The following is a 23,795-nucleotide window of genomic DNA, read 5'->3' on the forward strand; positions in this document are numbered from 1 at the left end:
ATTAAAAGCGGGTAACGAGAATCGAACTCGCGACAACAGCTTGGAAGGCTGTGGTTTTACCACTGAACTATACCCGCATATCAGCGACGAATATTATATTATCAAGTTATCCTATAAAAAGCAATACTTTTTTCAAAAAAAGTTTGTTTTATTTCAAAAACTAATTAATGGCTACTTTAGTACCGCTTGTTACAAAGTAAAAATCAAGTTTTGACTACAAAAAAACAGCTAAGAAGATTACCTCTTAGCTGTTTAGCCAGATCGGGAAAACAGGATTCGAACCTGCGACCCCCTGGTCCCAAACCAGGTGCTCTACCAAGCTGAGCTATTTCCCGAAATAGTGCCGAGGACCGGGATCGAACCGGTACGGTTATCACTAACCGCAGGATTTTAAGTCCTGTGCGTCTGCCAATTCCGCCACCCCGGCATAATAGAACTGACTAAGCGGAAGACGGGATTCGAACCCGCGACCCCCACCATGGCAAGGTGATGTTCTACCACTGAACTACTTCCGCAAAAGTGACCCGTGCGGGATTTGAACCCACGATACCAGCGTGAAAGGCTGGTGTCTTAACCACTTGACTAACGGGCCATTTTTAAATATATCAAACAATTTTTTCAAAATTGTTAACTCGTCTTTCACAACGTTATTAATAATACCAACTGATCTATAAAATAGCAAGAACTTTTTTTAATTTTTTCTAAAAAGTTCTTGCTATTGTTATGTTTTCCTTCTAAAAGACAGCAAAAAGACTGAAAAAATCTCATTTCTCAGTCTTTAAAATTTATATTTTTAAATCAAATGTACCCCCTTATCAACATAAATGGTGTCGCCAGTAACCCCAGTTGATAAATCGCTCATTAAGAATGCGCACACGTTCCCAATTTCGCTAATAGTTACATCTTTTCCATCAACAGTTCTTGCTTGGGACATCTTTAAAAGGTCATCATGACCTTTAATACCTGTAACTGCTAATGTCTTAACCGCTCCAGCAGAGATTGCATTAACACGGATTCGTTTTTGCCCTAAATCCCGTGCTAAATAGCGAACACTAGCTTCAAGGGCAGCTTTAGCAATTCCCATTACATTATAGTTAGGAATAGCACGTTCAGAGCCAAAATAGGTTAAGGTAACAATACTTGCAGGATTATTTAATAGATCTAACTGATTAGCAACCTTAGCGACAGCAATAAGGGAATAAGACGAAATATCTTGCGCGATTGCATAACCTTTGCGACTAGCACCAAGGATTGAACCAGCTAATTCTTCTTTTTTGGCAAAAGCAATTGCGTGTACAATTCCATCTACTTTTGTAAAACGTTCTTTGATAGTTGTAAAGGCTTGTTCAATACTCTCGTCATCCGCTACATCACATTCAATTAATTGATCTTCATCATCTACTAACCGTTGTAGGCTTTTTTTCATTCTGGAATTCTGATAAGTATAGATAATTTGGGCACCTTGTTCAGCCATCATTTGTGCACATCCCCATGCAATAGAACGCTTATTAGCTACTCCCATAACAACGATCTTTTTTCCTGTTAATATATTTCCCATATTATCCTCCTTAAAACTTTCGATAACGTTTTTTTCTATTTGCTAGAAGTTGATTTGACGATAGTTCTTGCAATTTGTTTAATCTCTTTAGTAAAACCTGCTCGATATTTTTGCAAGTTTGTTGGTGCTTTTCGCTTTCTGGAATAATTCCTTCAATAATCCCTTGCTTTAATAAAGCTTGCGGCACCATTTGCATTAATTCTGCCGCTTTATCTGCTTTTGTACTATCTTTCCACATAATGGAGGCAAACCCCTCAGGAGATAAAATAGAATAAGTACTGTTTTCTAACATCCACACTTCATCTCCACATGCTAAGGCTAAGGCTCCCCCACTACCCCCTTCACCATAAATAATCGTGATAATTGGAATAGCAAGCTGACTTATTTGTAAAATATTTTGGGCAATCGCACTACCTTGCCCATTTTCTTCGGCTTCCTTGCTAGGAAATGCTCCTGCGGTATTAACAAAACAGAATACAGGTCGCTTAAATTTAGCTGCTTGCTTAATTAAGCGGAGTGCCTTGCGATAACCACTAGGCATTGGTGAGCCAAAATGCTTTATGATTTTTTCTTCTGTTGTTTTTCCTCGATCAGTGGTAATGACGGTAACTGCTTGCTGATGGAAAGTAGCGATTCCACCAATGATTGCAGGATCATCCCCGCCTGCCCGGTCGCCGCGCAACTCAACAAAATCTGGAAAAATATTTTGAATAATCTCCATCCCCGTAATTTTATTGTCGTTGCGAGCACGTTTAACAATCTCGCTTGCTGATAATTGTTCATTCATTAGCAACGCTCCCTGTTTTTAATAGCCATTCAAGCAGCTTTTTTTCATCTTGACGTTTTACAATTCGATCAATAAATCCATGATGCAGGATGTTTTCAGCTGATTGGAGGTCGATAGGAATTTGCTGGTGGATCGTCTGTTCAATAACGCGACGGCCAGCAAAGCCAACAAGTGCATGGGGCTCAGCGAGAATAATATCTCCGTCCATCGCGAAACTAGCAGTTACTCCACCAGTTGTTGGATCGGTTAAGACCACAATGTATAAAAGGCCGGCAGCAGCATGCTCATTTATTGCTTGTGAAACCTTAGCCATCTGCATTAACGACATAATTCCTTCTTGCATCCGTGCCCCGCCTGAAGCAGTGAATAGTACTACTGCTTGACGATGGGTAGTTGCATATTCAAATAAGCGCGTTATCTTTTCACCTGTAACAGTTCCGAGTGATCCCATAATAAATGTTGGATCCATAATGCCTAGTGAAAATAGCTGATCATTAATTGAAGCTTCACCAGTTAGGACTGAATCATTCAGCTTAGTTTGTCTTTGGAGTTTACTAATTTTTTCTTGGTATCCAGGAAAATGTAACGGATTCTTTGTCTGGAGATCCTTATCGAATTCTTTAAATGAATCCACTAACCATGAAAGTCGATGGCGAGCAGGTATTCGTAATCCATAGTCACAGTTGGGACAAACAGCATATTGTGTTAACTGCTTGGCGAATAGCAATTGATGACAATGTGGACATCTTAGCCACATTTGATCTGGGACCCTTTCATCAGCATTTTTATCTGCTTTGATGTGCCGTTCACTTAAAGTATTATTTTGATCATATAATTTCACGCTGTCAGCCCCTTCTTCCATTGTGGCAAGAAAGAGTCTTCAAGAAACGTTGTTGAAGCTGTTCCTGCCAAAAATTTAGGATTGTTTAGGATTGCTAAATGGAAATTCTGATTGGTTGTTACGCCCATAATTACCATTTCATTCAAAAGTCGTTTGATTTTTTCAATGGCTTCTTGGCGATCTTGACCAAGGGCAATTACCTTAGCGATCATTGAATCATAATAAGGAGTGATCTTGCTGCCAGGATAAATAGCAGTATCAATTCGCATCCCCAAATTACCGACTGGAAGATACAAGTAATTAATCGTCCCAGTCACTGGCATAAAGTTTTGCTTAGGATTTTCAGCATTTATCCGACACTCAATCGCATGTCCATGAACCTGAATATCCTGTTGGGTAAAGGGAAGTGGTTCATTCGCAGCGACAATAACCTGTGCTTTCACTAAGTCAATCCCGGTTACCATCTCCGTCACTGTATGTTCAACCTGGATACGAGTGTTCATTTCCATAAAGTAAAAGTGATGGTCCTTGTCCATTAGAAATTCTATTGTCCCCGTATTATGATAGTTAATCACATTAATGGCTCGCATGGTAATTTGTCCTAGCGTTTTTCGCTCTTGTTCATTTACTAGGACACAAGGACTTTCTTCAATCAATTTTTGTTTATTCCGTTGAATCGAGCAGTCTCGTTCAGGAAAGAAAACAGCATTGCCAAAATTATCACGAAAGACTTGGACCTCAATATGTTTAACATTCTCCATAATCTTTTCAAGGTACATTCGGTCATCGTTAAACGAAAGACGGGCTTCGTTTTGGGCCTCGCTAAATATTTGCCGCATCTGGTTATGATCATTAATTCGTCGGATCCCTTTACCGCCACCACCAGCAGCCGCTTTTAACAAAATTGGATACCCAATCTTGTTTGCAACCTCAACAGCGTCATTAACATTGGTAATATAGTCATCGCTTCCAGGAATTACAGGAACCCCTGATTTTTTCATTTGCTCTCGTGCGTGCTCCTTGTTTCCCATTAAGTCAATAACTGAGGCTTGGGGACCGATGAACGTAATGCCGCATTCTTCACACATTGTCGCGAATTCCGCATTTTCTGATAGAAAGCCAAAGCCAGGATGGATCGCCTGGGCACCTGTACCAAGAGCAGCTTCTAAAATATTTTTCGCATTCAAATATGAATCTTGAGCACGGGCGGTTCCAACGCATACAGCTTCATCCGCTAGTTGAACGTGAAGACTTTCGCGGTCTGCAGTTGAATAAATAGCTACTGTCTTAATTCCTAGCTCCCGTAATGACCGTATTATCCTGACAGCAATTTCACCACGATTAGCAACTAGTACTTTGGAAAACATCAAACCACCTACCCAATCATAAAAGTTAATTCAGCTGTACAGGCTTTTTTACCATCAACCGTTGCAATGCCCTTACCAATTCCAATGTTTTGGTGAACTTTTTCTAGATTGACTTCTAATCTTAACGTATCACCAGGGCGGACTACTTTACGAAATTCTGCTGACCGAATCCCACCAAAATAGGCTGTTTTCCCTTGGAACTCTTCTTGAGATAAGAGAGCGACGGCACCTGTTTGCGCCAATGATTCAACAATCAATGCTCCTGGTAAAACTGGATTTTTGGGGAAATGGCCATTAAAAACCTCTTCATTAATCGTGACATTACGCCGTGCAATGGCCTTCTTACCAGGGATTAATTCATCAACTTGGTCAATTAGTAACATTGGGTAACGATGAGGAAGGATTTTTTGAATTTCAGTTATATCTAAAGTTTTATTAGTCATTATCTTTATCCTCCTGAACTGAGAAAAGTGGTTGTTCTACTTCAACTAATTCTTCATTGCTTACACAAATTGAAGTAACGATTCCGTTAAAAGGGCTTTTTATCTCTGTCATCATTTTCATTGCTTCAATCACACAAACAACATCCCCCTTTTTTACATGGTCGCCACTTCTAACATAGGGATCTGCATCGGGGGTTGGTTGGAGATAGACAGTTCCAACTAGGGGCGCAGTTATATTTTGCGAAGGTAAAGTTGGTTGTTCGTTTGCTTTTTTCTTAACTGAAGTCGTTTGCTCTGTTTTTTCGGTTGTTATAAGATCTTCATGCTTGTGAGTTTGCTTATTTTTGCTTAAATAGAGCTGAAAGGAATCTTGATTTATTTCTAATTCACGAATATCAGAATCTTCAAAATATTGCATTAATGTTTGAATTTCTTTAAATTCCAAGATAGATCACTCCCATTTCTTAAAGGCTAAAACAGCATTATGACCACCGAAGCCAAAAGAATTGCTTATTGCGTAACGGGCGTTTGATGCGTCACTATTTTCTGCCGTCACAAGGTTAACTGAGCACTTCGGATCTTGATTAAAACAACCTATATTCAACGGTAATTGTCCCTTTTGTAAAGCGGCTACTGTTAAGACCGCCTCAATTGCTCCTGCAGCTCCAAGCAAATGTCCAGTCATTCCCTTTGTTGAACTGACACGAACATTGCTATCGGAACCAAATACCTGATTGATTGCTTTAGATTCGCCTTCATCATTAGCATGAGTAGCAGTTCCGTGGGCATTAATATAGGAAATTTCGCTAGGATTAATTACAGCTTCTTTAATTGCCAGTTCCATTGCTCTTGCCGCTCCTGCACCAGTTGGATCAGGGGATGTAATATGGTAAGCATCTGAGGTAGCACCATACCCGACAATCTCGCCAAGAATGTTAGCACCGCGTTTTTGCGCATGCTCAAGATCCTCTAAAACAAGTGTTGCACCGCCTTCACCCAAAACAAATCCTTGGCGTGCTTTATCAAATGGCAAAGAGGCTTTAAGTGGATCAGTTGCTTGTGATAGGGCTGTCAATGCCGCAAAGCCAGCAATTCCGATCTCATTTACCGAAGCCTCTGATCCACCGGCAATCATTACTTTAGCGCGTCCTTCTTTAACTTGACGAAAGGCCTCTCCAATTGCATTAGCTCCAGTGGCACAAGCAGTCACAATCGATGTACAAATATTTTGCGCATTAAAGTGAATTGAAATATTACCGGCTGCCATGTTAGCAATTGACATTGGAACAAACATTGGTGATACCCGTCTAGGACCCTTATCATGCATTTTGATAATTTGCTCTTGAATAGTTGTCAAACCACCAATTCCAGATCCATAGATAACGCCCATGTCGACTGGCTTGGTATTTGTTTCGTTAATCTCCGCCATTTCCATTGCTTCAATAGCGCTTTGTAAGGCGTATTGAGAATAAAGATCCATTCGGCGCGCAGCTTTTCTCCCGATGACATCATTAGGGTCAAAATCGTCAATTTCACCTGCCACGGTAATTCCTGTCGGCTTGGCATCAAATTTCTTGATCGCTTTAATTCCAACTTTGCCTGCAAAACTATTACTTATAAATTCTTGAATACCGTTACCATTAGGAGCAACAGCACCCATTCCTGTTATTACAACTCTTGTCATTTAGTTCCTCCTAAATTGTCATGCCACCGTCAACTACAATGGTTTGACCGGTCAAATAATCATTTTCTGCTAAAAATTTTGCGGTCTTAGCAACTTCTTTTGGCTGTCCTAAGCGGTTAAGGGGGATGCGACTGAGAATTTGTTCTTTTACTCGCTCAGATAATTTTTCAGTCATATCACTAGTAATCATTCCGGGAGCAATTGCATTGCACCTAATTCCGCGGTGTGCTCCTTCTTGGGCAATAGATTTAGTAAGGCCGATTATACCTGCCTTGCTTGCCGCATAATTAGCTTGTCCCGTATTACCATGGAGACCCACAATACTAGCAAGGTTAATAATGCAACCGGCTCTTTTTTTGAGCATCTTCTTAAAAATAGGTTGCGTTAACATAAATGTTCCGCGTAAATTAACATTGATGATCTGATCAAAATCGCTCGTTTTCATCCCCATCATTAACTTATCATTCGTAATTCCCGCGTTATTGATAAGAATGTCGATCTTCTCGTATATTTGCCACGCCGCTGCTGCTAATTCACTAACTGATTCTTCGTTTGCAATATCGCCCTTAAGATAGTGATATTCCGTTCCTAGTAGATCTAGCTTTTCTTTAAACGCTTTTGGTAAGTCATCTTGACGCCCATTGAGAATTAACCGACTACCAGCCTTAGCGAACTCTAATGCAGTAGCTGCCCCAATTCCGCGTGTGCTTCCGCTTATAAAAACGACTTTATCTGTCAGTTCCATCTTTTTGCTCCTTTATAAAATTTTCATAATCAACAAGATTTTCAATGTGTTGGGTATTTAAGTGCCGGTCAACTTGGTGAGCAAATCGAGATAACGTCTTTCCAGGACCAATTTCTAATGTTGTGTCAATTTTCGCGTATTTGACTAATTCCTTAACATTAGCTCCAAAGTGTGTTGGAACAGCTAATTGTTTTTCAAGAATTCCTGGAAGATTCTCACAATGAAATAAGCTGTTAGTAGTATTGCTAATAACTTCAATCTGTGGTTCATGGAAGTCGACTGTTTGTAACCGGTTATGCATCTGTTGACGTGCACCGTTAAAGAAGGGTGTATGAAATGCACCATTAACTTTGAGCAGAATCGTTCTTTTAGCAAGCTTGTCTTCTTCCATCTTTTTGAGGGTAGCCTTTAGGTCGGTTAATGCCCCGCCTACTACGATTTGTCGTGGGGAATTATAGTTGGCGATATAAACCCGCTGACCATTTTCTTGTTGAGCGGTGATTAGTTCTTTTATCTCTTGAAGTTGAGGGTCAAGGACAGCTGCTAATGTACTTATTTCCCTGTCCGCGTCTTGTTGCATAAAGCGCGCACGGTCCGCGACTAGTTTGATTCCTTCTTCAAACGAAAGTGAGTTGCTAGCAATTAAAGCAGCATACTCGCCTAAGGATAGGCCGATCATCCCCTTAATTGGTAGTTGCGGTAAATCTCGTTTTAACATTCGGTAGATTCCATAACTAACTGTTACAATTGCTGGTTGAACATATACTGTTTTATTCAACTCGTTATGCTCGTTTTTCATAATTTTGAGTAAATCAAGCTCACAAACATCACTTGCCCAACTAACAATCCTTGAAAAAAGGGAGTCGGCCATAAGCTCGACTCCCATTCCCGATCGCTGTGCACCTTGACCGCTAAATAATATTCCGTAGTACATTATTTTTCATCCAATTGTTTCTTTACGAAATCAACAACGTCACTAATAGTCTCGATTCCTTCATCGGCATCTAATTCAATCTCAAACTTATCTTCAAGTTCATTCATAATTTCGAAAACATCAAGACTGTCAGCATCAAGATCATCTTTAATTCGTGCGTTCATTGTTACACGATCTTCGTCAACATCTAATTCATCAACAGTAATAGTTTTTACAGTATCAAAAATTTCTTCTTTAGTCATATTCATTCTTCTTTCTCTATTAATAGTTTAAAATTATTGTTCCTGTACTTAAACCGCCGCCAAAACCACTCATTGCAATAATATTACCTGGTTTAACCAGTTCATGAGCAACAGCTTGAGTCAATAAAATTGGTTCACTAGCGGCGCCCGTATTTCCATATTCACTAATATTCATTGGAAACTTTGTAATTGGTTGCCCTAGTCTCTTTGCAATTTGATTAATTATCCGTTCATTTGCCTGATGTAATAAAAAATAATCAATATCATCTAATTTTAAATTAGCTTGTTGAACGGCAGAAGCAATTGAACGCGGTACTTCATGAGTGGCAAAACGATATACATCACGGCCGGCCATCGCAAAAGGTGAAAGGGATGTTAGTTGCTTAGGGAAGCCAGCTTTAGGCGTTGTTTTTCCCGCAACAATTTTATCTCCCAAGTCACCAAATGTATGGAGATCACGGCCAAGAATTAAAGGAGTTGCCGTAGTTGTCTTTTGAAGTAACACTCCGCCAGCCCCATCGCCGAACAATACGGCAGTACTTCGATCTTTCCAATCAATCAGTTTTGATAATACTTCTGCACCAATTACCATTGCATTTTGCCAATTAGAGCTTTTCAACATTAATTCAGCTGTATTCATGGCATAGATAAAACCAGTACAAGCTGCTGAAATATCAAACGCAATTGCATTTTTCGCCCCTAATTCTCCTTGAACAATGGCAGCAGTTGACGGCGTATAGGCATCAGGAGACATCGTTGCAATAATAATTAAATCAAGTTCAGTTGTCTTCAAATTGGCATTAGTCAATAACTGGTTACCAACATTAAGAGCCAAGTCTGAAGTATTTTCAATATTGCTGATATAACGTTGATGAATTCCAGTCCGCGTTTTAATCCACTCATCTGAAGTATCCATAATAGTTGATAATTGCTGGTTAGTAATATTAAGTGGTGGATGATAACTCGCAGTACTAGTAATTCTTAAATTTTGCAATGTTTGTCAATCCTTATCTCTAGGCATGCTCATCCACAAAATCTTCTAAGTTTTGCAAGGCTTTTTTAACAACCTTCATTTCTTCATCATTCATTCCTTTGAGAAAACGTTCAACCATCATGTTATGAAAGGCCCGATGTGCACGATATAGTACCCGTCCTCTTTTGGTTAAACGTAACCGAACAATGCGGCGATCATCTTTATCACGAATTCTTTCAACATATCCTTTTCGAATTAAACGATCAGCCATTGAGGTCATTGTTCCTGGAGTTAGATGAAGCTTTTCTGCTACTTGAGAAATTGTTTGATGGTTATACATCGTAATTGCATCAATTGCATGCATCTCTTTAATTGTTAAATCATTGAATGTACTTTTCCGTAACTCATTTTCTTCAATCCATAGAATTCCGGAATAGACTTTGATTAATCCTTTATTGATTTTTTCGTAATCATTATCTTTACTCATAATATATTTCTTCCCTTCAATTTTATTCTATAGCCCCGAATAATTTGATTATCAAAATATATTATAAATGATAATGATTCACCATGCTAAATCTTTTCTTCTCGTTCAGCAACGATAAAGACAAGTTCTGCATTACAAGCTATTTTGTCGTTCACAAGCGCTTGTGTTTCCACAATTCCCATTGATGATCGAACTTTTTTCATAACAACATTTAGTTTTAATACATCACCAGGACGGACCATTTGTCGAAACCTCGCTTTATGAATTGCGCCAAGATAAGCTGTTTTCTTATAAAAATGCGGTGATTTTAATATCAAAATTGAAGCAGCTTGGGCCAATGTTTCGATAATTAAAACTCCAGGCATAACAGGATTATTAGGAAAATGACCGCGAAAAAATGATTCATTAATTGTGACATTTTTTGTTGCGGTAATCTTTTCTTCAGGAACTAATTCGTCTACATAATCGATGTAGCAAATCGGATATCGATTAGGAATTAATTCCATAATCTCCTGCGCATTCATTATTGCCAAAAAGATTCACCTGCCTTCAAAAAAATATTTCGAGTATCAAAATATTCGATGATCAAATTATATTCAAAAATATTTTGAATGTCAAATTATTTTTATGTCATTTAATTCTTAATCACCTTAAATTAAAATATTCCTTTACTATTTAATTGAGAATTGGTAAAATAATATTTGCTCGTTATTAACGGGAAATAGCTCAGCTTGGTAGAGCACCTGGTTTGGGACCAGGGGGTCGCAGGTTCGAATCCTGTTTTCCCGATAGGGTTTAGAGAGTCGTTGAAAGTTTTCTTTCAAGCGGCTCTTTTTAGTATCAAGGAGGATATAAAAATGGAAGCAGATAAATATTTAAAGCTAATTCAAGAGGAGCTTCAGAACCTTCCTGATTATGTTAACGAGTATTATTTGGGGACCAACCATGCAGTCACAACAACCTATCAGTACTTAACTGAAATTCGGCGATTCTTTGATTGGTTACGGTCAAGTGGACTCGTCTCTGTTAACTCTAATAAGGACTTGCCAATTGATACGCTGGCTAATTTACGGCGTAGTGATGTAATGCTATATATCGATTATTTGCAGCATACTACCAATGCACAAGGACGGTTAAATTCTCCCACTTCAATTAATCGTTCTATTAACGCATTAAGGTCATTGTATAAATTTTTAACAGTCACCGCAGATAACAATAATGGCGAGTCTTATTTTGACCGTAATGTAATGTTGAAAATTGACTCCCTTAATGATACAAAAACATTAAATTATCGGGCGCATACGCTGGCTTCACACATGTACCGGGGACAAATGAAATTTGATTTTATCACTTTCATTGAAGAGGAATACCCTAATAAATGTGATAAAAGAGCCCTCCCCTCTTATAAAGTCAATAAGGAACGAGATATTGCAATTATTGCTCTTATTTTAGGAACAGGCGTCCGGGTATCCGAGGCAGCTAATGTAAACCTTGGGGATTTGAACTTAAAGCAATCACTGCTAGATGTAACAAGAAAAGGCGGCCAGAGAGATTCAGTACCAATTGCACCTTGGGCTATTACTTATATCAAAGCTTATCAAGCGATTCGTGCACAGCGATACCACGCTTTAAAAAAGGATACTGCTTTCTTCTTAACCGTTTATCACAAGCAAACTCGACGGATGACAGCTAATGCCATTGAAAAAATGGTCAAAAAGTATTCAACTGCATTTGGACATCCTCTTACTCCCCATAAATTACGCCATACCCTTGCTTCTGAAATGTATGAGGTAACGAAAGATCAGGTATTAGTAGCCCAACAGTTAGGACAAAAAGGAACATCTGCTACTGATCTATATACCCACGTTGACCAGAAACAGCAACGTGATGCTCTTAAAGAAATTAGTGAAACTTCATATAAAAAAACAAATGAATAAAAGGCTTTTCTATAAAGATAATCTTCGCTATAATGTTAAGCGGTGTATAAATTTTTTATGGAGGAGAAAATTTTGGGCTTTATTACCTCATTATTTGGAAAGAAGCAATATATTTGTCCATTTTGTCATGAGCACTATACTTTTTCTGCGATGCATGCACGCAAGCTAGCCGACAAAGATGGGCAAATTCATTGTTACTACTGTCGTAAGGTCTTACAACAATTGCATTAGTATTAATGATAATTCGCTTTTTTACAATAAAAACTTTCAAAATAAAAAACCGTTAAGCTGTGACGTGTACCCTTAAAGTTGGAACCTGTATGTTCTTGCTTTAAAATTGAATAAATATTTTTCTAGGCAACTAGATTCTGCTCATATTGAAGTGGAGTTTGGTTGCCTAGTTTTGTCTGAATACGGCGTTCGTTATAAAAGTGAATCCATTCATTAATTGCTTGGCTTAATTCTTCTTGATTGCGATAACTGGTATCAGGACCAATTTCTGCTTTCAGTTTACTAAAGACTGTTTCACAGGCAGCGTTATCCAGACAGGTTGCTCGATGCGACATGCTTTGCCTAATGTTTCCCTGACGAAGTAGTTTGCGCCAAGCACGATGTTGATAGTGCCAGCCTTGATCAGTATGTAAAGTTAATTGGTATCCTGTATGAGGTAACTGCTTAAGTAATTGCTGGAGTGGATCTAATGCGAATTGAAGATTTGGATGTTGACTGACTGACCAAGTGAGAAGCTGGTTAGTTGCCAAGTCCTTAATAATTTCTAAGTACACTTTTCGCCCATCATGAGCCTTTAATTCTGTAATGTCACAAACCATTTTCTGATATTTACGGTTACTCATAAAACGCCGATTTAGCTTATTCTTAGCTTTCTTGCCATTTGGTCCCTTAGAGGAATCATACTTACGGACTCGCCGATTATATTTGATACATTTAAGTCCCATTTCATGCATTAAGCGCTGAATGCGCTTATGATTAGGTGTCTTTTTACCAATTAAGCGATAGTAGTCTCGAATTTGAGTGCTTAAACGGCGTACGCCGTTTAAGCTTGGAAGTAGTTAAAGAGGCCTTTAATAACGGCTTTAAGTTCTTCTTCATCCTCGTCCGGATGTTCAAACCGATTTTGCCAATACTGATAGGTTGACATGGAAATGGGAAGTGCATCGATCAAATCCTTTAATAAGTATTTAGCCTTGAGGTCATAAATTACTTGTGCGAGTTCTTTTTTGGATGCTTTCTCAAGGCTGTCAATTTTTTTGAGGCATCGAGTTGTATCCTTAACAATAAGTTTTCTCTTTGTAAGGTTTGGTTCTGTTTTTGGAGCTGAAGAAGCTTGTCTTGATTCTTGTCGTGTCGTTTGACCATTTTTAGGTTTCCTTCCCCGACGCAATCTCAGTAAAGCCTGTGGCCCTTGCTTGTTATAGAGACATTCCCACTGATACACTGAACCTGGAGAACGATATCCAAAGTGAATACAAGTTTCTGAGATTGACGCCAAATTTTCTTGTTTCCACTTTACCAGATTTAACCGAAAATCCCCAGTTACTTTGGGTGGATTGAGTAATGGTCCTTTACCAAATCTTGCATAAATTCCCACCCAAATTTGGAAATCATGCTCAGCAATCCCGTATTTATGCCTAACTGATGCTAAAGTAACATTACCGTTAGCATATTCTTCAACAGCTTTAAGTTTAGTTTTAACGCTAATTTTGGTCATATAAAATACCCCCAGAGTTGATTTCCAACTCTGGGGGTACACGTCACTGAATTTAAGGCTTAGCGGTTTTATTTTAAAGTATTTAGTTAAATCGACGTTTGTTAATTCCTGCAAGACCAAACATACTAAGCAATGTTTATTCCCCTCTGAGACGAATTGTAACGACCTACTACTCATCAAAATGAATTTCAGTTCGTCTGAGAGGCAAAAGTTGTTTTTACCCCTACTTTTGCATTATTTTAAAATTAGTAAGACTCTTTTGATAAAAGAGTCTTACATTAACCGAGAATAAACGTTGATATAACAAGCTTTTAAAATCCTATATTTTCGTGTAAGACTGTTGTATAATTTTATTAAAAAAGTGTCTCACTAAAAATTAGGTCATTTTTGCTATTTTTGGCGGACAAAAAGGAGTTATTTCATTTTATGTTATATAATGCAGCATTAGTTTTAGAAGGTGGCGCATTCCGTGGCCAATACACTGCCGGAATTGTTGATACATTTCTCGCTCACCATATTGAATTTCGAAGTGTAATGGGCGTTTCTGCGGGTTCGCTTTGTGGAGTTAATTTCGTCTCTAAGCAATATGGACGCGCTGCCAATATTAATATTAATCATCGGCACGATCGTCAATATATCTCGATGGCTCGCGTATTTAAAAAGCAAATAATCAATCTTGATTATCTTTTTGAGGATCACGGATATTCTTGGCAGAATTTTAACGAGGCAGCTTATCGGCGTTCAGCATCTCATTTCACAGCAGTCGCTACTTCTGTGAAAACAGGAAAAACAGTTTTGTTTACGGATCCTGTTGGTGAGGAACTAACCAATGCCCTCAAAGCTTCTTCTTCGATGCCCTTTCTTTCAGATCCACAGGAAACATCCCAAGGGCCTTGCCTTGATGGCGGGATTACAGATTCTATTCCATTTGATATTGCCCAACAACAAGGATATGACAAAATTGTTGTTGTCCGGACCAGAGATGTTAATTACCGGAAGAAGCCATCCAGTTCTGCTGTAAAGAAGTTATATAACATGGTATATAAAGATTATCCTGAATTTGCTAAAGCAGGGATCGATCGTCCCCTTCTCTACAACCAACAGATTGCTGAAATCAATCGCCTAGCTCGTGAAGGAAGGATCTTTAATATCGCTCCCTCTAAACCAATCAAGATTAAACGGATTGAAGGAAATATTAAGAAGATTCGAGCACTTTACGAAACTGGTCGGAAAGAAGGAGAAAAAATAGTTCCTACTTTAGTTGATTACCTCACAAACTAATAAAGGAAGAAATATTATGTCAACTAAAAAACGCGTTTATATTCCTAAAAATAAGACGAATGGTCAAATCAAGGGTAAACGGAAAATATGGGTAGAAAATGTTAAATTTTTGACTCTCGAAGAATATGATCAGTTACGTGAGACAATTAAATTGCATTCTCGTCCTGAATTAGTTAATCGTAACCTATTACTAATTGCGATTGCCCTTAATAACGGATTGCGAGCATCAGACGTTGTGACATTAAGGGTTGGTCATGTTCTAAACAAAACTAAAACCCGTGTTATTGAACAAAAAACTGGTAAAGCTAAAACCCTCTTTTGGAATAATTGCCTTGCCGAGATTATTGATTATCTTAATGACTTGGATTACAAAGATGAAAATGATTACCTTTTTCCCGGAAAACAAGAAGGCCATTTTTCGGTGCATGGCTTTTACGAGATGTTGCAACGAATGGCTAGAAAAACGGAAAATAATAAAATCGTTGCTAAGATTGGAACACACTCTTTTAGAAAAACTTTTGGTCGCCAACTCTATAAGAAGGGGGTTAACGTTGAAATCATTTCGCAGTTGTTTAATCACTCCTCCGAACGGAATACGCGCCACTATCTAGGGATTGAACAAGAAGACCTTGATAAAGTGGTTCAAAATTTCAAATTTGAATAGTTATTATTCTGAATATTATGTAAACTAAAATATTTAGTCATTTTCCTAATAGACTTAGGAATATAATTCATTAGAATTAAAGTAATAAAAAGTATTGGATGTGACTAAATGAATATAAAAAGTGTTCCAAAGAAGCAACTATGGGGAATTGAATTAAATCTGGTTTCTCTCCTATTTAGTAGTATTAGTCCGGTTCTTAATAAATTTTCACTTACTAGCTTGAGTCCGGTTGTTGGGGGAATTTTCACTAGTGCGTTTGCTGCAATTTTTACTTTTGCAACAATCCTCATTACTCGTCAGCATGTTTCTTTAACCAATCTTAAGAGCCTGTGGTTATGGCTTTTGGGTGGAACAAATGCAATCGGAATTATTCTTCAATATATTGCTCTCTCAACCTTAAGTCCAATCACAGTTACTCTTATCGCTCGGATGTATTTAGTTTATGTTTTCTTCCTATCTTATATCTTCTTAAAGGAAAAGATTACAAAGTGGGATTACTTAGCAATTATTCTTTGCATTCTCGGTTCTTTCTTTATTTCAGGAAGCCGTCTTCAATTTAGTGATAACCTTCTTGGATTGATTTGTGCATTCATCTACCCACTAATGTATGCCGCCAACAATATCGTGGCTAAGTATCTAGTTAGTGATGAAGAGCCAAATAATGTCTTATTCTTTAACCATTTTACTTCGGCTCTTTTACTTTTCTGCTATGCTCTCATAACAGGAACGTCATTTAGCCATATTTCTAGTCAAGCAGTTGCATTTAACTTTGGTGGAGCATTCTTTAATGGCTTCATGTCACTACTTCTTTTCTATACTAGCTTACAGTTTATTACAGCTGGTAAAGCAAATATTGTTCGTGCACTTGGTCCAGTAATTGTTATTATTTACTCTTCATTTTTCTTTCCTGTTCAGGTAACTCCTTCCCTAGTTTTAGGAGCTATTTTAGTAATTTTAGCTAGTACAATTGTTACCTTTACAAGAACAAATCGCGAATAATCGTAATATAAAAGCATCAGAATTTGGGTATACACTTTCGAGGCTGGGAAAAAACTCCTAGTCCAAAATAAAAACCGGATGATGAATTTTTTGAACAATTCATCATCCGGTTTTTATGTACACAGGAAATCGTTCCTGATATGATGTAATTACCCCTAAAAACAACCAAAGGGAGCGATTTCCATGTATCAAAATTATACCATAGGGCAAACCGAATTCGTACTAAACTATAACTATGATTTACCACAGAATCATGTTGCGCGACTAATTAGTGATTTTGTCGACTCGATTCCACAAGATGTGCTATTAGAAGATTCAGGAGCGGCTACCGGCCGCCCTTTATCGCATCCAGCAATTATGCTTAAGATTCTCTTGTTTGCCTACTCACGTCAAACTTATTCTGGAAGAAAGATTGAAATGATGTTGGATGAGAACCTGCCAATGCGTTGGTTAGCCCATGATTATACTTATAGCTACCATACCATCAATAACTTTCGCCGCAGTCAGCACGCTAGTAAGCTAATTAAACATGCCTTTGTCTACTTTACCATGACTTTGAAAGATCACGGACTAATTCAAAATGATGCAGTTTTTATCGATGGGACCAAGGTAGAAGCCGATGCCAATAAATATTCATTTACTTGGCGGCGGGCAGTTGAAAAGTATCACGCTAAGTTAAGAGAAAAGACAAGTAAGCTTTATGAGGAACTAGTAGAAAAGCAAGTGGTACAGGAAATGGCACCGGAGCTGGTTACTTCCGCCGAAGGCATGGAAGTAATGGAACAAGAACTGGCGGAGAAAATCACTAAATTAGATGAAAAGATTAAGCAAGAACCAAAAATCATCAAAGGGGGTTCAGTTAGAAAACGGCGCCGTCGTTTTCTAAAAAAGCTTCGTCACCAATTAAGCAACGACCTAATTCCGCGTGCCCAAAAGTATGAACGTGCTGAAAATATCTTCCAAGGTCGTAATAGCTATTCCAAAACTGACCACGATGCGACCTTTATGTGTATGAAGGAAGATCCGATGATGAATCGGGAGTTGAAGCCTGGCTATAACCTGCAAATCGCTACCCATAAGCAATTTGTGCTTGATTACGGGCTGTTTTCAAATCCAACTGACACCAGGACCTTAGTGCCATTCCTTACCCAGTTTCATGCTTTAGATTTCTTTGAACATATCGTCGCCGATGCAGGCTATGGAAGTGAGTACAATTACACAATGATTCTTGATCGGTTTGAAAAGCAGCCGGTTATCCCATACACAACCTATCAAAAGGAACAGAAACGTAAATTTAAAAACGATCCAACTAGGTCACAGAATTGGGAATATAACGCTAATGACGACTACTACATTGATCATCAAGGAGTTCGTTTTAGTTTTTATCGCTATAGTAAATCCACTGATAAGTATGGCTTTAAGCGTGACTTTAAAATCTATCGTGCTGATAAACATCAACTATCAGTTAAATTAGATGAACTAGCGAAGACACCAGGTGGTCGTCAACGTTATATGAAGGTTAACCCAACCTGGAATTATTATAAAGCTAAAGTTAAAGATGCCCTCTCAAGTGACGAAGGCAAGGCAATTTATCGTCGACGGAAGTTCGACGTTGAGCCAGTCTTTGGTCACATGAAGAGGGATTTTGGCATACGCCGAACTCATCTCCGTGGCCAACGGGCTGTGGAAAATGACATTGGGCTAGCCCTGATGGCATTAAATCTAACGAAATTTGGCCAATCAATTAGTCGATTGGAGACTAATTTCATAAATAATTTAAAATCCGGACTATGATTTTTGAACCGATCAAAAATCATAGTCCGGATTTTACTGTTTGAGAACCAAAAATTAATAGTTAATTCCCGGCCTCGACCTCTCACACCACCGTACGTACGGTTCCGTATACGGCGGTTCGACAACTTAATCACATTGAATTGACTGGAGCGTCTTGGACATATTCATAAGTCCGAGTTGTTCCAGTTTTCTATTAGTTAGAGAATAGCTCAAGGTCTTACTATGTGCAGTTCGCCAGTAGCCCTTTCGGGTACTAGCGAAGACATATGCATCATGCTGGGACAGCCCCAACTTCTGTAAGTTAGTTACCTTAGTTTTAAACTTTTTCCACCTGAAATGTCAATTTAAATTAGAAAAAAGTTGAAAGCTGTTCTTTTGTGATATGACTTAAGAATACTTCTAATGGGGTACGGTAATTAAGTGCTTTTCGTGGAATATTATTCCGGTGATGCATGAGCTGAGTAACTAACTCATCTGGTAAATAGCGGAAGTCAAGGTGCTTACTAAGACCGTCTCGTCGAAGAATTCCGTTATTATTCTCGTTCAAACCACGTTGATTAGGAGCACCAACTTCCGCAAAATAAGTCTGAAGGTCATATCTATTAGCTATTTCTCGCCATCCGGCAAACTCTTTACCGTTATCAAAGGTAATTGATTTAACAAAGTGACGAGGCATTTTATCCAGCCACTGGCTAAGATGTTGGTTAACTGCCTCATCTGTTTTGTGATGGATGTTAAGGACAATCATCACTTTTGAAAGCCGCTCTACTAACGTCATTACTGCGCCGTGATGTGCCTTTCCTTGAACAGTGTCCGCTTCAAAATGACCGAATTTATGTTGGTAATGTGGAAAATCATGATAGCGGTGGTAAATACTGCGCCCAAGTTGACCAGATTTTCCACGTCGATCCACATAACCATTGGGGTGTCGCTTTCCTTTCATCGGTAATTGTCGAACATTAAATTGATACTGTCCGCGGGCAAACATCCGGTAAAGAGTGCGCATACTACAACTAATGGTTCGTTCTGCACGGCCAATAATAGTATCCGGGGTTCAGCCAGCTTTAACTTTACTATTGATGTAGTTAACCTCCGCTGGTGGAAGTTGAGTTCGTTTACGACCGCACCGATGCTTATGGCACTGGTACGATTCAAGATATTGTTCGATTGTTTTTCCATCATTTAGGAAACGATAAACACGGTAAATAGTTTCTTGACTCCGCTTCAAAAGTTTAGCAACTTTATAGGCTTTAGTCCCTTGGTGCCAAAAATCAGCTATGAGAGTTAATTCACGTGTGGTAAGATGTTTATAGGTCATTTGTGATGTTCCTTTACTTTTGTTTGTGGTTATTCAAAAGTCTATCACAAATGGCTTTTTTATTTTTCTAACTTAATTTTACAAACGACGTTATATTTAATTATAGCCGCGTTAAATCATAACCACCCGTCAAACGGGTGGTTTGCACATCGGCTATAAGCCGATAATAAAAGCCGGCGTCTCAAGGCGCTGGCTTTCGCTTTGCTCAAGCCAAAATGCTCTGACTACTTTGCCACCGCTTTAAGCGGTGTTTATACTACCTCACTTACCCTTAAAAGGGTCCGAATATTCCACACTTGTTAGCTTATCCATTGCTATATCATGTTTCTCTTGATCTCGGATATACTTCTTTATCGTGGATTCATTTAATCCAACTGTACTCACATAGTAGCCTTCAGCCCAAAAATGTCGGTTCCCATATTTGTATTTTAAGTTTGCATGTCGATCAAACATCATTAATGCACTTTTCCCTTTTAAGTATCCCATAAACTGCGAGACACTTAGTTTCGGCGGAATACTTACTAACAAGTGCACATGATCTGGCATCATATGACCTTCAATTATTTCTACTCCCTTATATTTGCACAACAAACGAATATAATCTCTCAGGTCTCTTCGGTATTGATTGAAGATCGCTTTACGTCTATACTTTGGTATGAATACGATGTGATACTTACATAACCACTTCGTATGGGCTAAGCTATTTAATTTATTAGCCATATTTATATAACCTCTTTTCCCTTATTGACTTTGGCTTGAACACCTACATCTTAAGGCAAAAGAGGCCTTTTTTATATAATTTTTATCGCCCACCCGCATAGCAGGTGGTTTTTTGTTTCGTGCACTCGCTCTGCTCGCGCACTCAACCAGGTCTAAAGACATTAATATAAATAAAATAAGGATTTTTATCTAATTCCCTAATATTTTCTTACTCGTTTTCGTATTAAAATCAAAGAAAATGGAGGAATACTTATGAAGCGAAATCTTAAATCAGCAGTATATAAACACCTAAACTTTGCTAATGATTTTCAAAATTTCTTTGATTTTCCGGATTTTCGTGAAATGAGACCAATTATCCGGGAAGCAGTTCAGCAACTTGCTAAAGATCGCTTTTCGCAACCAGTCTTACCTGTTAAAATTGAGCATCAAGCACTTGCGATTGAACAACAATTAGAACGAGAAACTAGGAAATATCAGCAACAAGACGGTTTCTATCCTAACCAGCAGTCTGAACTTCATAATTTAATTCGACTCTATACTAACCTCTTACAAACGATCAGTAAGCGTAAAATAATTGACCAAGAGATTGAAGATGTTATTTATGCCGTCAACCAAACCCGTGAAAGTCTCCGTAAACTAAAAAAGCTTGAAGGTTCTGGAGATTTGTATGAGGATAATCAAGATAAGGAACTTGTGCCGGGAACCTTTTATGATATTGTAACGCGACAGCTAATCCGTCCTTACTTGTTAAATCCACAGGGAAAAATGATTCCGAAAAATGTTAATTATGAGGGCCGCCAATTAGTAGTTCAAATGATTACTTATTGTTACCGTGATTGGGATTCTTATCTTACTCACCAATACGATGAACAATATAACATCAAAAATGAACGTGGCCTGACAAGCAACGAGTATTACGATAAATTAGAGAAAAATGAATTGAAATATGCTGACCATGCCTATGCTGAGGTGATTGCAGATACATTTAACGAATTTAAAAAAATTCTTGTTCCTGAATATCTTGCCACTTTCGATATTATGTCAACTAACATCGAGAAAATTCTCATCCAATATCCTCGTCTCCGCCTGCAGTTCAATCAGGCAATTGCAAAAAATTTTATGCTCGATACCCATGGGAAAATGCACGTAATGGATGCCCCACTCCAAGATATAAGAAATAAGTATAACTATTACCGTGAAAACTTTAGTTAGGAGATTTTAGATGATATGAAACCCAAAATTACACCTGAAATGAAATTGGGGATGAAAGAGTTTGAAAATACCATGTTTATGCTCAAAGCAATACCTTGCGAAGAAAATATCAATCGTTTTGCACTTCAAGGTAACCTCATCCCAGAACGATTAGATAACATTGCCTGGTTCTTACCGGCATATCTTTCAGCCGATTTCAACCTCTTCTTTGTCTTTGCTCCAAACATCAATAATCGTTGGGCAATTAGTTGCTCACAAGTTCATATCGAGAATGATAACCAAATTACAGCAATGAGCGAAACTGTTCCAACGGGCCTTGGCTTGAATGCAGTAAATGAATTAAGTCCTAGTTCCGCAATTGAACTGGTAGCTTATCTAAAAACACTCGAAGTAAATGGATTAGGTTATTTCGACGAAGAAGTAGGTAAAGAAGATGATGATCGATAATTCTTAAATAGCCACTTTTTTACAATTAGTGCATAAAAAACCATAAAAAACACCCTTCACATTTTCGTGAGGGGTGTCATCATCCGTTAATATCAGATATCTGATGTGCCTGCTATAGTTGCCCTTTATTTGTCGTTAAACTGACAATTATGTTCACAAAACAATATTAATCTCTAAACTTTAATAAGATAACTTACAACTCTCTATATCGAACTTTTACTAAAAAACCACCCATAATTCAAATCATTCGATAATTTGAATCCCTAATAACAAGCTTTATTATCAAATTAAATAAAGCAAGTATTCTCGAAGTAATTTTTGATGGAGCACCTTCAAATCCATCAAAAATCTTCCCTAATGAAATTTAAGCCTCTTTCTATCAACTATAAATAAAAATCAATTTAGAATGTAACTTTACCGAAAGTAATTTTTCTTAATTTAGCGCTATTAATCATAAATTACTTTATATATTAAAACTAACAATTATTTTATACGCATATTACAAGTTATTTAGTACGGTTGAAGGAGTATATGAACTGTATTCAGATACTCTAATTTATTTTTGGGTAAATGTATTATCATTTAAGAATGGAGTTAACATTTTAACTAAATTGATTAATTTTATAGCATTCTCTAATGAATAAGTGATATTCAAAGGCCTATACTAGTTCATTTTACCCGTAGGTTTTCTAATAAAAATAATTAGTAAATATTAATCAACTCCTCTTAATTATTTTTAAAATTTATATTGCATTTTCTGGTCTATTATCGCATAATTGCTATACATAGCTGTTCGAAACATACAATCTCATATCCTGTGATAATTATAATTCACTAATAAATTCAAAAAATGATGAACATTAACTTTTGAAATTTTAATAAAGGAATAATAGCTATGAAAAATAAAGATTATACATCGTGTCCCACTATTTACTGATTTATCTAATGAGGGTAAGAAGTATCTTGAAAGTTTATTACATTACAAAACTTTTGACAAAGGAGATCTTATTTTTTCACCGGATTCACAAGATGAGCTAATTATTGTTGTTTTAGGCCAAATGAAAGTTTATAAGTTGAATAAAGATGGAAAAGAACATATTATCCGAATTATCGGCGCTGGAGATTACGGTGGGGAAAATTATTTGTTCGATCTGCAAAATACAACCGTTTACGGAATTGCTCTAACCAAGACTGAAGTATGCATCCTTTATAAAGCAGATTTTCATAAACTACTAAAAATAGACCATCAAGTTGGACAAAATCTTTTAAAATTAAATGCTAAAAAATCAGTTGAATTAGAAAGACAAGCACAATTACTATCTTTTTATCGTGTTGATGTTAGGTTAGTAGCCTATTTAGAAGATCTTTATAATATTAATGAAGAAGAAAATTCTATTACCCTACCGATGTCACTAAAAGACCTCGCAAGTTATTTAGGTACTAGTGCTGAAAGTCTCTCTCGTTATTTTAAGGAGTTTGAAACAAAGGGCTGGATCGAACGACATTACAGAAAAATTATTATAAAGCCGGCTTTTTGGGAGGAATTTAAGTAGGCCTTATGCAAATAACATAATTTTAATAGCTATTTATATCCTAACTGTTGATATTAACTAAATTTAACATTGAATTGAAG

At 37.6% G+C, this 23,795-nt stretch carries 23 protein-coding genes, 6 tRNA genes and 3 pseudogenes; 10 read left to right on the top strand and 22 right to left on the bottom strand.

Annotated features, from left to right (window positions below):
* Positions 1-6 precede the first annotated feature (6 nt).
* The 18 genes from LREU_RS05155 to fabZ (LREU_RS05240) all read right to left on the bottom strand — a co-directional run bounded on the left by LREU_RS05155 (position 7) and on the right by fabZ (LREU_RS05240) (position 10,594).
* Positions 7-77 (bottom strand) — tRNA-Gly (locus LREU_RS05155).
* 184 nt (positions 78-261) lie between these two features.
* A tRNA-Pro gene (locus LREU_RS05160) sits at positions 262-335 on the bottom strand.
* 6 nt (positions 336-341) lie between these two features.
* Positions 342-427: transfer RNA gene (locus tag LREU_RS05165), tRNA-Leu, on the bottom strand.
* A gap of 16 nt (positions 428-443) precedes the next feature.
* Positions 444-515: transfer RNA gene (locus LREU_RS05170), tRNA-Gly, on the bottom strand.
* Positions 516-520: 5 nt separating this feature from the next.
* Positions 521-592 (bottom strand) — tRNA-Glu (locus LREU_RS05175).
* A gap of 201 nt (positions 593-793) precedes the next feature.
* A complete protein-coding gene (fabI, locus tag LREU_RS05180; RefSeq protein ID WP_003667768.1) occupies positions 794-1,558 on the bottom strand; it encodes an enoyl-ACP reductase FabI in 765 nt (254 codons plus the stop codon).
* A gap of 10 nt (positions 1,559-1,568) precedes the next feature.
* Positions 1,569-2,345, bottom strand: a complete 777-nt coding sequence (accA, locus tag LREU_RS05185) for an acetyl-CoA carboxylase carboxyltransferase subunit alpha (RefSeq protein WP_003667767.1) — start codon at positions 2,343-2,345, stop codon at positions 1,569-1,571.
* Positions 2,338-3,186 carry an acetyl-CoA carboxylase, carboxyltransferase subunit beta gene (accD, locus tag LREU_RS05190; protein ID WP_169471569.1) on the bottom strand — a complete coding sequence of 283 codons (849 nt, stop codon included), beginning with the start codon at positions 3,184-3,186 and terminating at the stop codon, positions 2,338-2,340. The genes accA and accD overlap by 8 nt, the downstream gene beginning before the upstream one ends.
* Entirely contained in the window at positions 3,183-4,553 is a 1,371-nt protein-coding gene (accC, locus tag LREU_RS05195) for an acetyl-CoA carboxylase biotin carboxylase subunit (protein WP_003667763.1), read from the bottom strand. The genes accD and accC overlap by 4 nt, the downstream gene beginning before the upstream one ends.
* A gap of 8 nt (positions 4,554-4,561) precedes the next feature.
* Positions 4,562-4,996 (bottom strand): 3-hydroxyacyl-ACP dehydratase FabZ, encoded by a 435-nt coding sequence (fabZ, locus tag LREU_RS05200; RefSeq protein ID WP_003667761.1) that lies wholly within the window; start codon positions 4,994-4,996, stop codon positions 4,562-4,564.
* A complete protein-coding gene (locus tag LREU_RS05205) occupies positions 4,989-5,441 on the bottom strand; it encodes an acetyl-CoA carboxylase biotin carboxyl carrier protein (protein WP_003667760.1) in 453 nt (150 codons plus the stop codon). Before LREU_RS05205 ends, fabZ (LREU_RS05200) begins: the two co-directional genes overlap by 8 nt.
* A 6-nt stretch (positions 5,442-5,447) precedes the next feature.
* On the bottom strand, positions 5,448-6,680 hold the full coding sequence (fabF, locus tag LREU_RS05210; protein WP_003667758.1) for a beta-ketoacyl-ACP synthase II: 1,233 nt from the start codon (positions 6,678-6,680) through the stop codon (positions 5,448-5,450).
* 10 nt (positions 6,681-6,690) lie between these two features.
* Entirely contained in the window at positions 6,691-7,425 is a 735-nt protein-coding gene (gene fabG, locus LREU_RS05215; protein ID WP_003667757.1) for a 3-oxoacyl-[acyl-carrier-protein] reductase, read from the bottom strand.
* Positions 7,409-8,359 carry an ACP S-malonyltransferase gene (locus LREU_RS05220; protein ID WP_003667755.1) on the bottom strand — a complete coding sequence of 317 codons (951 nt, stop codon included), beginning with the start codon at positions 8,357-8,359 and terminating at the stop codon, positions 7,409-7,411. Before LREU_RS05220 ends, fabG begins: the two co-directional genes overlap by 17 nt.
* The gene (locus LREU_RS05225; protein ID WP_003674025.1) at positions 8,359-8,601 is read right to left on the bottom strand and encodes an acyl carrier protein; all 243 of its coding nucleotides are present in this window, start codon (positions 8,599-8,601) and stop codon (positions 8,359-8,361) included. Before LREU_RS05225 ends, LREU_RS05220 begins: the two co-directional genes overlap by 1 nt.
* Before the next feature lie 19 nt (positions 8,602-8,620).
* Complete coding sequence (locus LREU_RS05230; protein ID WP_003667751.1) at positions 8,621-9,595, bottom strand: beta-ketoacyl-ACP synthase III; 975 nt, start codon at positions 9,593-9,595, stop codon at positions 8,621-8,623.
* 19 nt (positions 9,596-9,614) lie between these two features.
* The gene (locus LREU_RS05235; protein WP_003663667.1) at positions 9,615-10,061 is read right to left on the bottom strand and encodes a MarR family winged helix-turn-helix transcriptional regulator; all 447 of its coding nucleotides are present in this window, start codon (positions 10,059-10,061) and stop codon (positions 9,615-9,617) included.
* A gap of 86 nt (positions 10,062-10,147) precedes the next feature.
* Positions 10,148-10,594: a 3-hydroxyacyl-ACP dehydratase FabZ gene (gene fabZ, locus LREU_RS05240; RefSeq protein WP_003667749.1), complete on the bottom strand. Its 447-nt coding sequence runs from the start codon at positions 10,592-10,594 to the stop codon at positions 10,148-10,150.
* 182 nt (positions 10,595-10,776) lie between these two features.
* Here fabZ (LREU_RS05240) and LREU_RS05245 point away from each other — a divergent pair.
* From LREU_RS05245 to LREU_RS10460, 3 genes are all read left to right on the top strand, one after another.
* Positions 10,777-10,850: transfer RNA gene (locus tag LREU_RS05245), tRNA-Pro, on the top strand.
* A gap of 68 nt (positions 10,851-10,918) precedes the next feature.
* Positions 10,919-11,998 carry a tyrosine recombinase XerS gene (xerS, locus tag LREU_RS05250; RefSeq protein ID WP_003667748.1) on the top strand — a complete coding sequence of 360 codons (1,080 nt, stop codon included), beginning with the start codon at positions 10,919-10,921 and terminating at the stop codon, positions 11,996-11,998.
* A 72-nt stretch (positions 11,999-12,070) separates the two neighbouring features.
* Complete coding sequence (locus tag LREU_RS10460) at positions 12,071-12,229, top strand: hypothetical protein (RefSeq protein ID WP_003667747.1); 159 nt, start codon at positions 12,071-12,073, stop codon at positions 12,227-12,229.
* A 122-nt stretch (positions 12,230-12,351) separates the two neighbouring features.
* On the opposite strand, the pseudogene LREU_RS10380 reads toward LREU_RS10460, so the two are convergent.
* Positions 12,352-13,727, bottom strand: a pseudogene (locus tag LREU_RS10380) (IS3 family transposase).
* 426 nt (positions 13,728-14,153) lie between these two features.
* Here LREU_RS10380 and LREU_RS05260 point away from each other — a divergent pair.
* The 4 genes from LREU_RS05260 (at position 14,154) to LREU_RS05275 (ending at position 18,465) form a co-directional block, all read left to right on the top strand.
* Positions 14,154-15,008 carry a patatin-like phospholipase family protein gene (locus tag LREU_RS05260; protein WP_011953475.1) on the top strand — a complete coding sequence of 285 codons (855 nt, stop codon included), beginning with the start codon at positions 14,154-14,156 and terminating at the stop codon, positions 15,006-15,008.
* 16 nt (positions 15,009-15,024) lie between these two features.
* Complete coding sequence (locus tag LREU_RS05265) at positions 15,025-15,672, top strand: site-specific integrase (protein ID WP_003663651.1); 648 nt, start codon at positions 15,025-15,027, stop codon at positions 15,670-15,672.
* Between the two features lie 108 nt (positions 15,673-15,780).
* Positions 15,781-16,671, top strand: a complete 891-nt coding sequence (locus LREU_RS05270) for a DMT family transporter (protein ID WP_003667741.1) — start codon at positions 15,781-15,783, stop codon at positions 16,669-16,671.
* 183 nt (positions 16,672-16,854) lie between these two features.
* Complete coding sequence (locus LREU_RS05275; RefSeq protein WP_003667418.1) at positions 16,855-18,465, top strand: IS1182 family transposase; 1,611 nt, start codon at positions 16,855-16,857, stop codon at positions 18,463-18,465.
* A gap of 126 nt (positions 18,466-18,591) precedes the next feature.
* Here LREU_RS05275 and LREU_RS10235 read toward each other — a convergent pair.
* The 3 genes and pseudogenes from LREU_RS10235 to tnpA form a co-directional block, all read right to left on the bottom strand.
* Positions 18,592-18,798: pseudogene (locus LREU_RS10235) on the bottom strand (group II intron reverse transcriptase/maturase); the annotation flags it as partial.
* Between the two features lie 16 nt (positions 18,799-18,814).
* A pseudogene (locus LREU_RS05280) lies at positions 18,815-19,783 on the bottom strand (IS30 family transposase).
* 261 nt (positions 19,784-20,044) lie between these two features.
* Entirely contained in the window at positions 20,045-20,503 is a 459-nt protein-coding gene (tnpA, locus tag LREU_RS05285) for an IS200/IS605 family transposase (RefSeq protein ID WP_003664118.1), read from the bottom strand.
* Positions 20,504-20,755: 252 nt separating this feature from the next.
* On the opposite strand from tnpA, the gene LREU_RS05290 reads away from it, so the two are divergent.
* The 3 genes from LREU_RS05290 to LREU_RS05300 all read left to right on the top strand — a co-directional run bounded on the left by LREU_RS05290 (position 20,756) and on the right by LREU_RS05300 (position 23,715).
* The gene (locus tag LREU_RS05290; protein ID WP_003667700.1) at positions 20,756-21,715 is read left to right on the top strand and encodes a hypothetical protein; all 960 of its coding nucleotides are present in this window, start codon (positions 20,756-20,758) and stop codon (positions 21,713-21,715) included.
* A gap of 15 nt (positions 21,716-21,730) precedes the next feature.
* A complete protein-coding gene (locus LREU_RS05295; protein WP_003667698.1) occupies positions 21,731-22,162 on the top strand; it encodes a hypothetical protein in 432 nt (143 codons plus the stop codon).
* Between the two features lie 1,040 nt (positions 22,163-23,202).
* Positions 23,203-23,715 carry a Crp/Fnr family transcriptional regulator gene (locus tag LREU_RS05300; protein ID WP_229281147.1) on the top strand — a complete coding sequence of 171 codons (513 nt, stop codon included), beginning with the start codon at positions 23,203-23,205 and terminating at the stop codon, positions 23,713-23,715.
* Positions 23,716-23,795 lie beyond the last annotated feature (80 nt).

Source organism: Limosilactobacillus reuteri subsp. reuteri, assembly GCF_000016825.1.
Classification (GTDB): Bacteria; Bacillota; Bacilli; order Lactobacillales; family Lactobacillaceae; genus Limosilactobacillus; species Limosilactobacillus reuteri.

Coding starts and splice junctions, on each gene's coding strand:
- fabI (WP_003667768.1), bottom strand. CDS start 1,558: ATGGGAAATATATTAACAGGAAAAAAGATCGTTGTTATGGGAGTAGCT.
- accA (WP_003667767.1), bottom strand. CDS start 2,345: ATGAATGAACAATTATCAGCAAGCGAGATTGTTAAACGTGCTCGCAAC.
- accC (WP_003667763.1), bottom strand. CDS start 4,553: ATGTTTTCCAAAGTACTAGTTGCTAATCGTGGTGAAATTGCTGTCAGG.
- fabZ (WP_003667761.1), bottom strand. CDS start 4,996: ATGACTAATAAAACTTTAGATATAACTGAAATTCAAAAAATCCTTCCT.
- fabF (WP_003667758.1), bottom strand. CDS start 6,680: ATGACAAGAGTTGTAATAACAGGAATGGGTGCTGTTGCTCCTAATGGT.
- fabG (WP_003667757.1), bottom strand. CDS start 7,425: ATGGAACTGACAGATAAAGTCGTTTTTATAAGCGGAAGCACACGCGGA.
- LREU_RS05220 (WP_003667755.1), bottom strand. CDS start 8,359: ATGTACTACGGAATATTATTTAGCGGTCAAGGTGCACAGCGATCGGGA.
- LREU_RS05225 (WP_003674025.1), bottom strand. CDS start 8,601: ATGACTAAAGAAGAAATTTTTGATACTGTAAAAACTATTACTGTTGAT.
- LREU_RS05235 (WP_003663667.1), bottom strand. CDS start 10,061: ATGAGTAAAGATAATGATTACGAAAAAATCAATAAAGGATTAATCAAA.
- xerS (WP_003667748.1), top strand. CDS start 10,919: ATGGAAGCAGATAAATATTTAAAGCTAATTCAAGAGGAGCTTCAGAAC.
- LREU_RS05260 (WP_011953475.1), top strand. CDS start 14,154: ATGTTATATAATGCAGCATTAGTTTTAGAAGGTGGCGCATTCCGTGGC.
- LREU_RS05265 (WP_003663651.1), top strand. CDS start 15,025: ATGTCAACTAAAAAACGCGTTTATATTCCTAAAAATAAGACGAATGGT.
- LREU_RS05270 (WP_003667741.1), top strand. CDS start 15,781: ATGAATATAAAAAGTGTTCCAAAGAAGCAACTATGGGGAATTGAATTA.
- LREU_RS05275 (WP_003667418.1), top strand. CDS start 16,855: ATGTATCAAAATTATACCATAGGGCAAACCGAATTCGTACTAAACTAT.
- tnpA (WP_003664118.1), bottom strand. CDS start 20,503: ATGGCTAATAAATTAAATAGCTTAGCCCATACGAAGTGGTTATGTAAG.
- LREU_RS05290 (WP_003667700.1), top strand. CDS start 20,756: ATGAAGCGAAATCTTAAATCAGCAGTATATAAACACCTAAACTTTGCT.
- LREU_RS05295 (WP_003667698.1), top strand. CDS start 21,731: ATGAAACCCAAAATTACACCTGAAATGAAATTGGGGATGAAAGAGTTT.